This is a genomic window from Streptomyces sp. NPDC085596 (genome assembly GCF_044541565.1).
Taxonomy (GTDB): Bacteria; Actinomycetota; Actinomycetes; order Streptomycetales; family Streptomycetaceae; genus Streptomyces.
In genome coordinates this window covers 167,477-180,938 of sequence record NZ_JBITTC010000002.1, presented here as the reverse complement: position 1 = coordinate 180,938, position 13,462 = coordinate 167,477, and the positions used below count along the sequence as shown (strand labels likewise).

General features: G+C 70.5%; 17 protein-coding genes and 1 tRNA gene. 7 read left to right on the top strand and 11 right to left on the bottom strand.

Going from position 1 to position 13,462, the window contains the following annotated elements; genetic code table 11:
• Nucleotides 1-24: 24 nt before the first annotated feature.
• Nucleotides 25-384, top strand: a complete 360-nt coding sequence (locus ACIGA3_RS06415; protein ID WP_399711134.1) for an MmcQ/YjbR family DNA-binding protein — start codon at nucleotides 25-27, stop codon at nucleotides 382-384.
• Here the strand turns inward: ACIGA3_RS06415 and ACIGA3_RS06410 are convergent.
• Both ACIGA3_RS06410 and ACIGA3_RS06405 read right to left on the bottom strand, forming a co-directional pair.
• Nucleotides 381-1,295 (bottom strand): transketolase family protein, encoded by a 915-nt coding sequence (locus ACIGA3_RS06410; RefSeq protein WP_399711133.1) that lies wholly within the window; start codon nucleotides 1,293-1,295, stop codon nucleotides 381-383. The two genes, ACIGA3_RS06415 and ACIGA3_RS06410, sit on opposite strands and share 4 nt — an antisense overlap.
• A 69-nt stretch (nucleotides 1,296-1,364) precedes the next feature.
• Entirely contained in the window at nucleotides 1,365-2,063 is a 699-nt protein-coding gene (locus ACIGA3_RS06405; protein WP_399711131.1) for a transketolase, read from the bottom strand.
• Nucleotides 2,064-2,185: 122 nt separating this feature from the next.
• Between ACIGA3_RS06405 and ACIGA3_RS06400 the strand changes: the two genes are divergently transcribed.
• A tRNA-Pro gene (locus ACIGA3_RS06400) sits at nucleotides 2,186-2,259 on the top strand.
• Between the two features lie 96 nt (nucleotides 2,260-2,355).
• Here ACIGA3_RS06400 and ACIGA3_RS06395 read toward each other — a convergent pair.
• The 6 genes from ACIGA3_RS06395 to ACIGA3_RS06370 form a co-directional block, all read right to left on the bottom strand.
• Nucleotides 2,356-2,763 carry an FKBP-type peptidyl-prolyl cis-trans isomerase gene (locus ACIGA3_RS06395; protein ID WP_399711129.1) on the bottom strand — a complete coding sequence of 136 codons (408 nt, stop codon included), beginning with the start codon at nucleotides 2,761-2,763 and terminating at the stop codon, nucleotides 2,356-2,358.
• A gap of 198 nt (nucleotides 2,764-2,961) precedes the next feature.
• Nucleotides 2,962-3,369, bottom strand: coding sequence for an SDR family oxidoreductase (locus tag ACIGA3_RS06390; RefSeq protein WP_399711128.1), 408 nt, complete (start codon nucleotides 3,367-3,369; stop codon nucleotides 2,962-2,964).
• 18 nt (nucleotides 3,370-3,387) lie between these two features.
• On the bottom strand, nucleotides 3,388-3,741 hold the full coding sequence (locus ACIGA3_RS06385; protein ID WP_399711126.1) for a cytochrome C oxidase subunit I: 354 nt from the start codon (nucleotides 3,739-3,741) through the stop codon (nucleotides 3,388-3,390).
• 14 nt (nucleotides 3,742-3,755) lie between these two features.
• Nucleotides 3,756-5,450, bottom strand: a complete 1,695-nt coding sequence (gene ctaD / locus ACIGA3_RS06380; protein ID WP_399711124.1) for a cytochrome c oxidase subunit I — start codon at nucleotides 5,448-5,450, stop codon at nucleotides 3,756-3,758.
• 214 nt (nucleotides 5,451-5,664) lie between these two features.
• Nucleotides 5,665-5,928 (bottom strand): DUF3253 domain-containing protein, encoded by a 264-nt coding sequence (locus ACIGA3_RS06375; RefSeq protein ID WP_399711123.1) that lies wholly within the window; start codon nucleotides 5,926-5,928, stop codon nucleotides 5,665-5,667.
• Nucleotides 5,929-5,968: 40 nt separating this feature from the next.
• The gene (locus ACIGA3_RS06370; protein ID WP_399711121.1) at nucleotides 5,969-6,481 is read right to left on the bottom strand and encodes a LysR substrate-binding domain-containing protein; all 513 of its coding nucleotides are present in this window, start codon (nucleotides 6,479-6,481) and stop codon (nucleotides 5,969-5,971) included.
• A 47-nt stretch (nucleotides 6,482-6,528) separates the two neighbouring features.
• Between ACIGA3_RS06370 and ACIGA3_RS06365 the strand changes: the two genes are divergently transcribed.
• Nucleotides 6,529-7,266 carry an SDR family oxidoreductase gene (locus ACIGA3_RS06365; RefSeq protein ID WP_399711119.1) on the top strand — a complete coding sequence of 246 codons (738 nt, stop codon included), beginning with the start codon at nucleotides 6,529-6,531 and terminating at the stop codon, nucleotides 7,264-7,266.
• 6 nt (nucleotides 7,267-7,272) lie between these two features.
• Here the strand turns inward: ACIGA3_RS06365 and ACIGA3_RS06360 are convergent, their stop codons facing one another.
• Both ACIGA3_RS06360 and ACIGA3_RS06355 read right to left on the bottom strand, forming a co-directional pair.
• On the bottom strand, nucleotides 7,273-8,037 hold the full coding sequence (locus tag ACIGA3_RS06360; RefSeq protein WP_399711117.1) for an SDR family NAD(P)-dependent oxidoreductase: 765 nt from the start codon (nucleotides 8,035-8,037) through the stop codon (nucleotides 7,273-7,275).
• Between the two features lie 146 nt (nucleotides 8,038-8,183).
• A complete protein-coding gene (locus ACIGA3_RS06355; RefSeq protein ID WP_399711115.1) occupies nucleotides 8,184-8,768 on the bottom strand; it encodes a TetR/AcrR family transcriptional regulator in 585 nt (194 codons plus the stop codon).
• A 441-nt stretch (nucleotides 8,769-9,209) separates the two neighbouring features.
• Between ACIGA3_RS06355 and ACIGA3_RS06350 the strand changes: the two genes are divergently transcribed.
• The 3 genes from ACIGA3_RS06350 (at nucleotide 9,210) to ACIGA3_RS06340 (ending at nucleotide 11,339) form a co-directional block, all read left to right on the top strand.
• Nucleotides 9,210-9,611, top strand: coding sequence for a hypothetical protein (locus ACIGA3_RS06350; protein WP_161147955.1), 402 nt, complete (start codon nucleotides 9,210-9,212; stop codon nucleotides 9,609-9,611).
• A 120-nt stretch (nucleotides 9,612-9,731) separates the two neighbouring features.
• Nucleotides 9,732-10,070, top strand: coding sequence for a DUF3040 domain-containing protein (locus ACIGA3_RS06345; protein WP_399711113.1), 339 nt, complete (start codon nucleotides 9,732-9,734; stop codon nucleotides 10,068-10,070).
• 102 nt (nucleotides 10,071-10,172) lie between these two features.
• Nucleotides 10,173-11,339 carry a PP2C family protein-serine/threonine phosphatase gene (locus ACIGA3_RS06340; protein WP_399711111.1) on the top strand — a complete coding sequence of 389 codons (1,167 nt, stop codon included), beginning with the start codon at nucleotides 10,173-10,175 and terminating at the stop codon, nucleotides 11,337-11,339.
• 31 nt (nucleotides 11,340-11,370) lie between these two features.
• Here ACIGA3_RS06340 and ACIGA3_RS06335 read toward each other — a convergent pair whose 3' ends face one another.
• Complete coding sequence (locus ACIGA3_RS06335; protein WP_399711109.1) at nucleotides 11,371-12,264, bottom strand: helix-turn-helix transcriptional regulator; 894 nt, start codon at nucleotides 12,262-12,264, stop codon at nucleotides 11,371-11,373.
• A 158-nt stretch (nucleotides 12,265-12,422) separates the two neighbouring features.
• Between ACIGA3_RS06335 and ACIGA3_RS06330 the strand changes: the two genes are divergently transcribed.
• The gene (locus tag ACIGA3_RS06330; protein ID WP_399711107.1) at nucleotides 12,423-13,439 is read left to right on the top strand and encodes a zinc-dependent alcohol dehydrogenase family protein; all 1,017 of its coding nucleotides are present in this window, start codon (nucleotides 12,423-12,425) and stop codon (nucleotides 13,437-13,439) included.
• The last annotated feature ends 23 nt before the right edge of the window (nucleotides 13,440-13,462 follow it).

Genomic DNA, 13,462 nt, shown 5'->3' with positions numbered 1-13,462 from the left:
GTGCCGGGGGTTACGGTGCGTTGCATGCCGGACGCAGAAGACGTACGCCGTATCGCCCTGTCCCTGCCGGACACCACGGAGAAGACGGCCTGGAGCATGCCCACCTTCCGGGTGGCCGGGAAGATGTTCGCCACGCTCCCGGAGGAGGAGACCTCCCTCGCGGTGCGCTGCCCGAAGGAGGAGCGGGACGAACTGGTGCTGGCCGAGCCGGGGAAGTTCTGGATCGCGGACCACGAGGCCGCGTTCGCCTGGGTGCGGGCAAGACTCGCCGCGCTGGACGGCGAGGACGAACTCCGCGACATCCTCGCCGACTCCTGGCGCCAGGCGGCACCCATACGGCTGCTGGAGGAGCATCCGGGGCTGGGGGTGCCGCAGGACGGCTAAGCGCTGACCGCGCCCGCGCCCACGAACGCGCCGATCCGTTCACGCAGGCCATGGGCGTCCAGCCCGTGCGCGGCCAGGTGCTCGTCGAGCGTGCCGTACCGGCGCAGCTCCCGGCGGCCCACGCCCAGCCCGAGCACCCGGTGTGGCACGTCGGACAGGGCCTCCGTGGCGGCGGCGGTCGAAGTCCCGGCGAGGTAGGGCTCGACCAGGACCACGTCCGTGCCCGCCGCCTCGGTGGCCCGGCGCAGGGCGGCCGTGTCGAAGGGGCGCACGGTCGTCGCGTAGAGCACGGTCACGTCCAGGCCCTCGGTGGCGGCGAGCACGGGGTCCAGCATCGGGCCGACCGCGACGACCACCCCGGTCCGCCCCTCGCGCACGGTGTGGAAACGGGCGCCGTCGACGGGGAAGGGGAGCCGGTTGCGCTGGAGGGAGAGGCGTACGTACACCTTGTCGTCGCCCGCCGCGACGGCGTGCCGCAGCAGGGTCTCGGCCTCGTCCGGATGGCCGGGTACGTGCACGGTCCAGCCGTCCAGGGTGTCGAGGAGGGCGACGTCGCCGGGCGACATATGGGTCTGGCCGCCGGCCGGCCAGTCGAAGGAGGCGCCCGCGCTGACCAGCACCGCACCGGTGTCCTGGTGGCCGAGGTCCAGCTTGACCTGCTCGAAGGGGCGCTCCACGAGGAACGCGGCGAAGGTGTGCACGATGGGCCGCATCCCGGTGAGCGACAGCCCGGCGGCGGCGCCCACGAGAAGCTGCTCGCGGATGCCGACGTTGATCAGCCGGTCGGGATGGCGGCGGGCGGCGTCCGTGAACGCGTCCCGGCCGATCTCGGCGAGGACGACCGCGACCCGCGGATTCTCGTCCAGCAGCCGGGAGGCGACGGCGCCGAACCGGTCACGCATGGTTTCCATGGTCGCGATGGTTTCGGTGGTCGCGATGGTCTCGATGGTGTCCACGAGGATGAACCTTTCCTGTTCCGGTCAGCGGGCGTTCTTCGGTTCCACCCGGGCGACGACCGCGAGCGGGCGGCCCGGATGCGGGGCGGTGAAGGCTTCGTACAGCGCGGCGTGGTCGCGTCCGTCCACGGTCGCGGTGGACCAGTTCGCGGCCTCGAACCGGGCCGCGATGCCGCCGGGCAGGGCGTGGCTGGCGGAGGCGTTGTCCACGACCACGGTGTGCAGCCGGTCGAGGCCCGCCGCCCCCGCGTAGGCGATGGCCTCGTGGTTGCTGCCCTCGTCCAGCTCGGCGTCCCCGATCAGCACCCACACGGCCGGCCCGGTCAGCCCCTGCGCCCGCAGCCCGAGCGCGCTGCCGACGGCGAGGGGCAGCCCGTGCCCGAGCGACCCGCTGCCGATCTCGGCACCCGGCACGAGCACGCGGTCCGGGTGATGCCCGAGCGGCGAGTCGTACGAGCCGAAGCCGGGGAGCCACTCCTCCGGCACGAACCCCTTCGCCGCGAGGACGGCGTAGTACGCCATCGGCCCGTGCCCCTTGCTCAGCAGGAACCGGTCCCGGTCCGGGGCCCCGGCCCGCTCGGGGGTGACGTCGAGCACCCGGTCGTAGAGCACCCACAGCGCGTCGAGCGTGGAGGTGGCGGCGAAGTCGTGCTTCTCGTCGCCGGTCATCAGGCTCATCAGCCGGGGCAGATCGTCGTAGCCATGGTCCGCTGTGATCGTCATGCCGACGATCCTGCAACCTCAAGCCCAGTTGAGGTCAACAGCAGCGGTGCGCGAGCACCGACCCGAGTGCGGTATTGTTTCCCTGCGCGTTTGGACCAGGGAAACCCCAGGTCAAACAGCATCGGGACGTGGCGCAGCTTGGTAGCGCACTTGACTGGGGGTCAAGGGGTCGCAGGTTCAAATCCTGTCGTCCCGACTCGTGAGAGTCGCAGTTCAGGGCCGGTTTCGGAGAAATCCGAGACCGGCCCTGAGCCGTTCTCGGGAACTCGTTGGGGGCCGGCGTCCGCAGGAGCTACTTGGCGTTGCTCCATCCGGTGGTGCTGGAGTACGAGTCCAGCAGGTCCACCACGAAGACCAGGGTCGAGCCCGCCGGGATCAACGGCGAGGGCGACTGATTGCCGTAGCCCAGACGCGGGGGAACGATGATCTCGCGCCGACCGCCGACCTTCATCCCCCTCACCCCCCGGTCCCAGCCCTTGATGACCTTGCCGCCGCCCAGGGCGAACTTGAACGGCTCGCCCCGGTCCCAGGAGGCGTCGAACTCCTTCCCGGACTCGAAGGTCACCCCGACATAGTGGACCCTGACCACCATGCCCGGCCTCACCTCAGGCCCGTTCCCGACGACCAGGTCCCGGATGGTCAGCTCGGTGGGAGCGTCACCCTCCGGGACGTCGACCTCGGGCTTCGTCGGTTCACTCATCGCAGCCTCATCACTCTCCGTCGAAAGCCGTCGAAAACCGTCGCACGGATCAGCCGGACATATGGACGCTCCATGCAGCGGATGGTCACGCTACCGAGGCCGGTCCTCACACCGACCTGCCGCCCCCACCTTCCGCTCAGGCGGTCGGCGCCAACATGCCCGCTTGTCGGGGCGGACTTCTTCGGGGCGAGCCGCGCGCTACGGCTTCTCAGGCGTGGTGCCGGAGCCACTGCTCGTAGGACGTGGTGCCGAGGTGGGCTCCCGGCGGCGCGGTGATGGCGTCCTGCGGGACCTGGCCGAAGAGGCCGGCGTTCTCCCGACGATGGACAGGAGCACCACGTTCCGGACGCCGGCCTGGTCCGCCGCGCGCAGCAGGGTCTCCGTCGTGGTGCGGAAGAACGGGACGGCGGACTCGTCGAAGCTGGGCGCGTCGATGGTGTTGACGACGGCGTCGGCTCCGGCCAGCGCCTCCGGCACACCCTTTCCCGTCAGCAGATCGACTCCGGTGGAACGGTCGTGCGCCGTGATCTCGTTGTCCGTCGCCCGCAGCTTCTTCGCCAGGCGCGATCCGACGAATCCGCCCGCTCCGATGACGGCGATCTTCATACGGGAGGAACTCTCCGGTCAGCGGCTCAGGGCGAGCACGGCGGCCGCCGCAGAGGTGAGACCGGCCGCCGCGCCCAGCGTGTATCCCACACAGCGCAGCCGCAACACGCGGTAGCGCTCCTCGTACTCGCCCCGCAGCGACCGGCAGCGGGCCGCGATGCGCTCCAGGTCCTGCCGGGCACGGCGCAGGCTGTCGGAGATGTGAAGCTGCTCGATCTCCTCGCGCTGCGCCGTGGTCAGCCAGTCCATGCGCTCCACGAACTCCCGTGCACGCTGTTCGGCCACCGAGATGGTGGCCTGCCACAGCAGATACCCCTCGACCTCGTTGCCGAGTTCGGTGCCTTCGGCTTCCTGCCCCGGCAGTCCGGTCATGGTGATCTCCGGACTCAGTGCCCGATGGCGTACGCCTCGCGCTCCGCCCGGGCGATGTCCGGGTGGTGCAGGTCGAACGCCGGGGACTCGCTGCTGATCCGCGGCAGGGTGACGAAGTTGTGCCGCGGCGGCGGGCAGGAGGTCGCCCACTCCAGCGAGCGGCCGTAGCCCCACGGGTCGTCGACGTCGACCGGCTTGCCGTACTTGGCCGTCTTCCACACGTTGTAGAAGAACGGGAGCATCGACAGGCCGAGCAGGAACGAGAAGATCGAGGAGACCGTGTTCAGCGCGGTGAAGCCGTCGGCCGCCAGGTAGTCGGCGTACCGGCGCGGCATGCCCTCGGCGCCCAGCCAGTGCTGGACCAGGAAGGTGCCGTGGAAGCCGATGAACAGCGTCCAGAAGGTGATCTTGCCGAGGCGCTCGTCCAGCATCTTGCCGGTGAACTTCGGCCACCAGAAGTGGAAGCCCGCGAACATGGCGAAGACGACCGTACCGAACACCACGTAGTGGAAGTGGGCCACCACGAAGTAGGAGTCCGAGACGTGGAAGTCCATCGGCGGCGAGGCCAGGATGACACCGGTCAGACCACCGAAGAGGAACGTCACGAGGAACCCGGTGACCCACAGCATCGGTGTCTCGAAGGAGACCGAGCCCTTCCACATCGTGCCGATCCAGTTGAAGAACTTCACACCGGTCGGGACCGCGATGAGGAATGTCATGAAGGAGAAGAACGGCAGCAGCACACCGCCGGTGACGTACATGTGGTGGGCCCACACCGTCACCGAGAGACCGGCGATCGCGATGGTGGCCGCGATGAGGCCCATGTAGCCGAAGATCGGCTTGCGCGAGAACACCGGGATGATCTCGGTGACGATGCCGAAGAACGGGATCGCGATGATGTACACCTCTGGATGACCGAAGAACCAGAAGAGGTGTTGCCACAGCAGGGCCCCGCCGTTGGCCGCGTCGAAGACATGGGCACCGAACTTGCGGTCCGCCTCCAGGGCCAGCAGCGCCGCCGCGAGCACGGGGAAGGCGAACAGGACCAGCACGCTGGTCAGCAGCACGTTCCACACGAAGATCGGCATGCGGAACATCGTCATGCCGGGAGCACGCATGCAGATGATCGTGGTGATGAAGTTGACCGAGCCGAGGATGGTGCCGAAGCCGGAGAAGGCCAGACCCATGATCCACAAGTCGCCGCCGACGCCGGGGGAGCGGATCGCGTCCGTCAGCGGGGAGTAGGCGAACCAGCCGAAGTCGGCCGCACCTTGTGGGGTGATGAAGCCGCTGACCGCGATGAGCGAGCCGAACAGGTAGAGCCAGTAGGCCAGCATGTTCAGCCGGGGGAACGCCACGTCGGGCGCGCCGATCTGGAGCGGCATGATCCAGTTCGTGAAGCCCGCGAACAGGGGAGTGGCGAACATCAGCAGCATCACGGTGCCGTGCATCGTGAACGCCTGGTTGAACTGCTCGTTGGAGATGATCTGCATGCCTGGACGCGCCAGCTCGGCACGCATGAGCAGCGCCATCACGCCACCGAACAGGAAGAACCCGAACGACGTCAGCAGATACAACGTGCCGATCGTCTTGTGGTCGGTGGTCGTCAGCCACTTCAGGACGACATTGCCGGGCTGCCTGCGCTGGATGAGAAGCTCGTTCTCGCTCGAGTCCTCAGCCGCCGGCTCGGGCTGATTGATGATTGTCACAGGTCGCGCTTCTCCTGATACTCGAGTTCCACCCGCGCCGTGGCGTCAGTGACGGCCATCCTTGCGGCTCGGCCCGGACCCCGAATTGCTGAGCGCCCGACACGCCGCCGATCGGGGGGTTTTGACACTCGAATGCAGTAGTGGTCCCCGCTCGCGCCCACTACCGCGCCGAGGTACGTCGACGGCCACGGGATCGGCGCGTACAGGGTCCGCGCTACCGGCGTGCGCGGCGGATGCGGAGGGGGCCGTGTGCCTCGGCCTCCGTGACGGGCTTCCCGGACCGGGTCACCTCGACCTCGCCGGCCGCCACCAGCCGCCAGGCCGCCCGGCGGGCCGGTTCCATCAGGTCTCGCCAGCCGTCGTCGTCACCGTCGTAGGCGGCGCGGGCGGCGTCGGAGGGGCAGATCGAAGAGGTCGCGGCACGGCGCTCCAGCAGGCTGACGATGGCCTGCTCGAGCCGCTGGTCCGTGTCCGTCACAGGGCCAGTGTGAACCGTTCCCGGTGGGTGCCGCGAGGGATCAGAGCCGGGTGGCCGTGCGGATCAGCCCGGCGAGGGCAACGGAACGGCTGTGCGCGGGCCAGGCGATGTGGGTGACGATCGCGCGCGCGGCGAGCGGATGCGCGGCCGGCAGCACGGCGAGCTGGCCCTCGCTCGTCAGCTCCTCATGGTCGAACCCGGCGAGGGAGTCGAACGGGGCGTGCATGAGGGCCGCGCCGGCGCGGCCGTCGCGCAGCATCTCCTCCTGCTCGCACATGCCGCTGGGCAGCACCTCGATCTCGGCGGCGCCGGGTTCGGCCGCGTGGGCGCCGAGAAGCTTCTGGAGCAGGTAGTGGGAGGCGGCGGCCTTCACCGCCGGCACCAGGCGGTCACCCGAGCCGCCCGCACCGTGGCCGGTGCCCGCGCGACGGGTGCGGCGGACGGCGGCGGTGGCCGCGTCGAGGGCCACGCGGCCCTCGTGCAGCAGTACCTCGCCGGCGCCGGTCAGGGAGACGCCCCGGCGGTCGCGTGCCAGCAGGGAGACCCCGAGCACCGCATCGGCGTTGGCGGTACTCGTGGTCCGCGAGCGAGCATCGAAGCATGAGTGAAACGAAGACCGCGCTGGTGACCGGCGCGAACAAGGGAATCGGGTACGAGATCGCGGCCGGCCTGGGCGCCCTCGGCTTCCGCGTGGGCGTCGGAGCCCGCGACGGGGCGCGGCGTGAGTCCGCCGTCGAGAAGCTGCGGTCCGCCGGGGTGGACGCGTTCGGGGTGCCGCTGGACGTGACCGACGACCGCAGCGTGGCCGACGCCGCGGCACTGGTCGAACAGCAGGCGGGAGGCTTGGACGTCCTGGTCAACAACGCCGGCATCTCGGGCGACATGGGGCCGGACTGGACGCAGGACCCCACCGCGATCGACCTCGGCCTGGTCCGCACGGTCGTGGACACCAACGTCCTCGGCGTCATCCGGGTGACCAACGCGATGCTGCCCCTACTGCGGCGTTCGGCCTCACCGCGCATCGTCAACATCTCCAGCTCCGTCGGCTCCCTCGCCCGCCAGGCGGACCCGGACATCGAGATCGGGCCCGTCATGGCGGCGTACGCCCCGTCGAAGACGTTCCTCAACGCCGTCACCGTGCAGTACGCCCGGCAGCTCGCCGGGACGGGCATCCTGATCAACGCCGCCTGTCCCGGCCTGGTGGCGACCGACTTCAATGGCTACGCGGGCTCCCGCACCCCCGAGCAGGGTGCGGCCACGGCGATCCGGCTCGCCACCCTGCCCGACGGCGGGCCGAGCGGGTCGTTCTTCGAGGACGCCGGCGTCGTCCCCTGGTGACCCGCGTCAGGCAGCCGCACCCCCGTCCACGACCAGGTCGGTGCCGACCACGGAGGCCGCATCGGCGGAGGCCAGATACAGCACCGCCGCCGCGATCTCGGCGGTGGACGAGACACGCCCCAGCGGGGACGCGTTCTTCATCCGGGCCGCGCGCTCGGCATCGTTCTCGCCGGGGCGCAGTGACATGGCGGTGGCGGACGGGCCGGGACTCACCGCGTTGATGCGGATGCCGTCGGCGATGTGGTCCAGAGCGGCGGCGCGGGTCAGCGCGGACACGGCCGCCTTGCCGGCGATGTACGCGGCCAGGCCCGGAGCACGGCGGTGCGCGCCGAGGTTGGAGGCGATGTTGACGATGGCGCCGCCGGTGGGCTGGGTGCGCATCTGGGCGACCTCGGCCTGAAGGCTGAACAGGACTCCGGTGACGTTGATGTCGAGCAGGGCCCGCCAGTCCTCCTCGGGGAGATCGGCAACCGGCACGCCACCCCGGAAGACACCCGCGTTGTTGACCGCGACATCGAGGCTGCCGAACTGCTCGACGGTGCGGCGGACCAGAGCCCTGACATCTTCGGAACGGCTCACGTCCGCGGTGACCGCGGCCGCCTTGCCGCCCTCCTCCTCGATCAGAGCGACCGTTTCGTCGAGTGAGGCGGCGGTACGTCCGGCCGCGACCACCGAGGCCCCTTCGGCGGCGAAGGCGAGAGCGATGGCCCGGCCGATGCCGGAGCCCGCGCCGGTGACGAGGACGGTCTTACCGGTGAAGCGCGCTGTCACGGTGACAACTCCCTTGGTGTGTACGGAGGAAGGCGACGGCGGCGAGGGCGACTGCCGTCGCCGCGAGTGAGGTTGGTGTGGGAGCCGAGGATTTTTGACCGGTCATTCCGTATTCGGCTCACCCTGAAGGCGTTTGTGCGAGCTGCTCAGTCCAGCAGCCTCAGTGCCTGCTCGGCGGCGTCCACGACCCGGCGCGGATCGCTCGACGCCTTGCCGACCACGCGCAGGCCCTGCATCAGCACCAGCAGCATCCGCGCGAGGGCCCCCGGATCGCGGTCCGCGGGCAATTCGCCCTGTGCGTGGGCCCGCACCAGCGCCGAGTGCAGCAGGGTTTCGATGTGGTCCCAGCTCGCTGCGACCCGGCCGGCCGCCGCCGAGTCCCACGCGCCCAGTTCGACCGCGGTGTTGGTGACGAAGCACCCTTTGTCGCGCTGGTCTTCGCTGCTCGCCTCGGCGGCGAAGCGTCGCACCACCGTACGTACGGCGGGCAGTGCGGGGCCCGGTCGGGACAGTTCGTGGAGAAGTGCCAGGTCGTGGTTCTCGTTGTACCGGTCCAGCGCCTTCAGGTACAGCTCGTGCTTGTTGCCGAAGGTGGCGTAGACGCTGGCGCGGCCGATGCCGAGGTGTGCGACAAGGTCGGCCATCGACGTCGCCTCGTAGCCACGCCGCCAGAACAGCTCCAGGGCTGACTGGAGTGCCGCGTCCGGGTCGAATTCCTTGGTTCTGGCCACGGTGGAACCGTATCGATTGTTGACCGATCGGTCCAGTAAGTCGAGGGTCGCTGACTTTCCTGACCCGGTTCGAGGTGTCTCCCTGTCCTTCATGGACCTGGCCGGCGTGACTGCCCCCCGATCGTCCCGGTCCTCCTCGGATTCGGCCATTCCGTATCCCTCCCCGCCCTCACTTCGCCTCGTACGACGAGTGGCCGCCCTGAGCCGGTGACGCGCTGTGGCCCCCGGTGACGGGTGCGGCTGTACGGGCGGCCAGCAGGCGTGACACGTGTCCGGCGGGGCGATGCGCCCAGCCGTACCGCTCCCACCCGAACGGATGGCCGATTCGCTGCGCCGGCCCCAGGGCGGGAGTGGTTGCGGGACATCTCCGGGTACTCGCGCTGCATCCCAAGTCCCGTACAAGGCAAGGGACTTGACGTTCCACCGAGAGGGAGTCGAACGATGAACCGCAAGCTCTTCAGGACCGCGCTGCCGCTGATGGGTGCCGTCGCGCTCGCCGCCGTCCCGGCGGTGACCGCGCAGGCCGCGCCCGCGCAGGCGGAGCCCTGTGTCCAGAAGGTCGCGGTGGTGAACAATTCGGGGTTCGTGCTCTCCTGGGCCGCGAGCACCCGCACCGGGGAGCAGTCGCCGTCGACGGACGCGTACCCCGTGAACCAGACCCGGACCATCGACCTGACGACCACGTCGTTCCCGGAGGGCACCGACCTGCGCCCGGTGGTCGACGCCGTCGCCGGCACCACGGCCTACGGCAACCGGTACGTCTCCTACTGCGACAACGGCCAGACGGCGACGTACACCGTCACCGGCACCACGCTCGACTACTCGGTCACGCTGCTCGACTAGCAGGGTGCACCACCTGGGGGCCGCGTCCGACGGGCGCGGCCCCTCCGCGTGCGCGCTGCATCCGGGGGCGCGCGGACGGCCGAAGCACAGGTGACGGCTTCCGAGCAGGAGGTGCCCGCGATGAAGGATGTCCGCCTGTCTCCGCACGAGAAGCGCGTACTGGCCGAGATGGAGCGGGCGCTCAGCCGTGACCCGGCGCTCGCCCGGCGGCTCGGGGCGGTACGGGTCATGCGCCCCGTCCCCCGGGCCACCCTGCACGGACGGCCGCACGCCCTCGCCACCGCCGTGATCGCCTTCGCCGTCGTCTCCCTCACCCTGCTCGCCGTCGCGGTCGCCTACGCGCGCCCGGTCCTGCTCTGGGTGTTCGCGGCCACCTGGCTGCTGACCCTGGCCGGCCTGATCCGCCTGACCCTGCGCTGGAGCCGGGGGTGGAGGTCGGCTCCGCCCGCCGTCGAGTGAGGGGCCGCCCCCCCCGAGAAGCGTCCGTACCGGCCACATGAGCCACAGCTGTGTGCCCGTTCGACCTGCGGGAAGGAGAGTGGTCGACCCAAGGAGGCAGATGTGACGCGCGACAGGATCGGACTGGCCGAAGTACTCGAGGCGGCGGAGGCCGCTGCGCCTGTGGCCTCTCTCGACGTGGTCGCCCGCAACCTGTGCGAGCGGTTCGGCGCGCGATCCGTGTCGTTCCTGTTCGTCGACGTCGTCGGGCGGCGCATGGTCCGGGTCACCGAGGAGACGGCCACCCGGCAGGGACGCCGCGCCGACCAGATCCCCCTGGCCGGCAGCATCTACGACGAGGTCCTGCGCACCCAGAAGCCGGCGCGGGCGACGGACGACGGGCAGGGACAGCGGGTCCTCGCCCCGGTCACCAACCGCGGCGACACCATCGGGGTGCTGGAACTGTGGCTGCCCGAAGTCACCGAGGACGTGTTGGAGCAGGTCGAGGAGGCCGCGCACGCGCTGGCGTACATCGTCGTCACCGACCGCCGCTTCACCGACCTGTACCACTGTGGGCAGCGCACGACCACGGTGAGCCTGGCCGCGGAGATCCAGCGCCAGCTACTGCCCTCCGCCCCCTCCTGCGAAGCCGCCGAGTTCGCCCTCGCCGGTGCCCTGGTCCCGGCCGACAGCAGCGCCGGTGACACATACGACTACAGCCTCGACCACGACACCTTGCACCTGTCCATCACCGACGCGATGGGCCACGACGTCGACGCCGCCCTCATGGCCACGCTCCTGGTCAACGCCTCCCGAGGCGCCCGCCGCGCCGGGGTCGGCCTCGGCGAGCAGGCCGACCGCATCCACCAGGCCCTGCTCGACCACGGCCGGCGGACCTTCGCCACCGGCCAACTGCTGCGCATCGCCCTCGACGGAAGCCGCGCCCAGCTCGTCAACGCCGGGCACCTCTGGCCGCTGCGGCTGCGCGACGGCGAGGTCACCTCGATCAGGCTGAAGGTCAACCTGCCCTTCGGTGTGTCCGGCCGGCGCGGCCCGTACGAGGTCCAGGACCTCGACCTGCGGCCCGGCGACCGTCTCCTGCTCTGCACCGACGGCATGCAGGAACGCCGGGCGGCATCCGTCGACCTGCCCGGGCTCCTCCGCGACACCGCCACGGAGCACCCGCGCGAGGTCGTACGCATTCTGGTCGCCGCGGTCATCGCGGCCTGCGGCGACCACCTTGACGACGACGCCACCGTGCTCTGCGTGGACTGGTACGGCCCGAGGTGACCTGGCGTTGAGGGGAAGAGGCTCGGGTCCGTCACGCGTCGGGCTGAGGGTGCCCGGCGCGGGAGGTGGCTTCTTCCGTGGCCGACCACGATGCCAGCAGTCGCAGCCTCTCCTCGGACGGGGAGCCGGGTTCGGCCGTGTAGATGGTGAGGGTCAGGTCGGGTTCGGCGGTCAGTTGCAGGCCCTCGTAGGCGAGGGTGAGGGGGCCGACGGTGGGGTGGTGGAAGCGTTTGGTGCCGGTGCCGTGGTGGCGGACGTCGTGGGCGGCCCAGCGGGAGCGGAACTCCTCGCTGCGGGTGGACAGTTCGCCGACGAGGTCGTGCAGGTCCTTGTCGTGCGGGTTGCGGCCGGCCTCGGTGCGCAGGATGGCGACGCAGATGTCGGCGAAGGTGTCCCAGTCCGGGTAGAAGCGCCGGGAGGCCGGGTCGAGGAAGTTGAAGCGGGCGAGGTTCGGCTGCTGGGTGCCGGTGAAGAGGTCGCTGTAGAAGGCTCGGGCCAAGTGGTTGGCCGCGACCACGTCCATACGGGCGTTGCGGACGAAGGCGGGCCCCGCCGTGATCGCGTCCAGCGTCCACTGGAGGCTGCGGTGCGGGGTCCATTGATCCTTGCTCCGTCGGCGGCGTGGCCGGGTGAGCGCGTCGGAGCCGTCGGCGGCCCGGGCCAGGTGCAGCAGATGGGCGCGCTCGGCGTCGTCCAGCTGGAGGGCGCGGGCGACGGACTCCAGGACGGCCGGTGAGGCTCCGGCGAGGTTTCCGCGTTCGAGCTTGGCGTAGTACTCGACGCTGACGTCCGCCAGCGCCGCGACCTCGCTGCGGCGCAGGCCGGGGACGCGCCGTCGGGGGCCGGCGGGCAGCCCGGCCCGCTCGGGGGTTATCTTCGCTCGCCGCGAGGTCAGGAACTCGCGGACCTCTTCACGGTTGTCCACCCCTCGACGGTACGTCCTGCCCGCCACAGGAGGGGTGTACTGCCGGTACACCCATCGACGGTGCCTCGCTGCCCAGGCGAAACAGCGGTTACCTGGAGACCAAGGCAACCGCACCCGGCGTCCCCGTGCCGGACGCCTCAGCACATAAGGAGCCCGTCATGCGCGGAGCAGTGATCCACGCCCCCGGCGATGTGCGCCTCGAGACGCTCGACGACCCGAAGATCCTCCAGCCGACCGACGCGATCATCCGTACGGTCGTGACCTGTGTCTGCGGCTCGGACCTGTGGCCGTACCGGGGTCTGGAACCGATCGGGGACCCGCACCCCATGGGCCACGAGTACGTCGGTGTGGTGGAGGAGGTCGGCAGCGAGGTCATTTCCGTCCGGCCGGGCCAGCTCGTCGTGGGCTCCTTCGCCACCTCGGACAACACCTGCGCGAACTGCCGCAACGGCTGGCAGTCCAGCTGTCTGCACCGCGAGTTCATGAGCACCTGCCAGGCCGAGCGCGTACGCGTCCCCAACGCGCAGGGCACCCTCGTCGCCACCGGGGAGATCCCCGGCGACGAGTTCCTGCCCGGCCTGCTCGCCGTCTCCGACGTGATGGGCACCGGCTGGTACGCCGCCCTGGCCGCCGAGGTCCGCCCCGGCTCCACCGCGGTCGTCGTCGGGGACGGCGCGGTCGGGCTGTGCGGGGTGATCGCCGCCAAGGAGCAGGGCGCGGAGCGGATCATCGCCATGAGCCGCCACGAGCCCCGGCAGAAACTCGCCCTGGAGTTCGGTGCGACCGACATCGTCACCGAGCGCGGTGAGGAGGGCGTCGCCCGGATCAAGGACCTCACCGACGGGATCGGCGCCGACTCGGTCCTGGAGTGCGTCGGCACCGCCGAGTCCATGCGACAGGCCCTGCACTCGGCCCGGCCCGGCGGCAACGTCGGCTTCGTCGGTGTCCCGCACGACGTCACGATCGACGCCCAGGAACTCTTCTTCTCCCACGTCGGCCTGCGCGGCGGCCCCGCCCCCGTCCGCCGCTACCTCCCCGAACTGATCGACCTCGTCCTGTCGGGCCGCATCGATCCGGGCAAGGTGTTCGACCTGACGCTGCCGCTGGACCAGGTGGCGGAGGGATACAAGGCGATGGACGAGCGGCGCGCGATCAAGACGCTGCTGAAGCCCTGAATCCCTTGGAGGACTCACCGTAA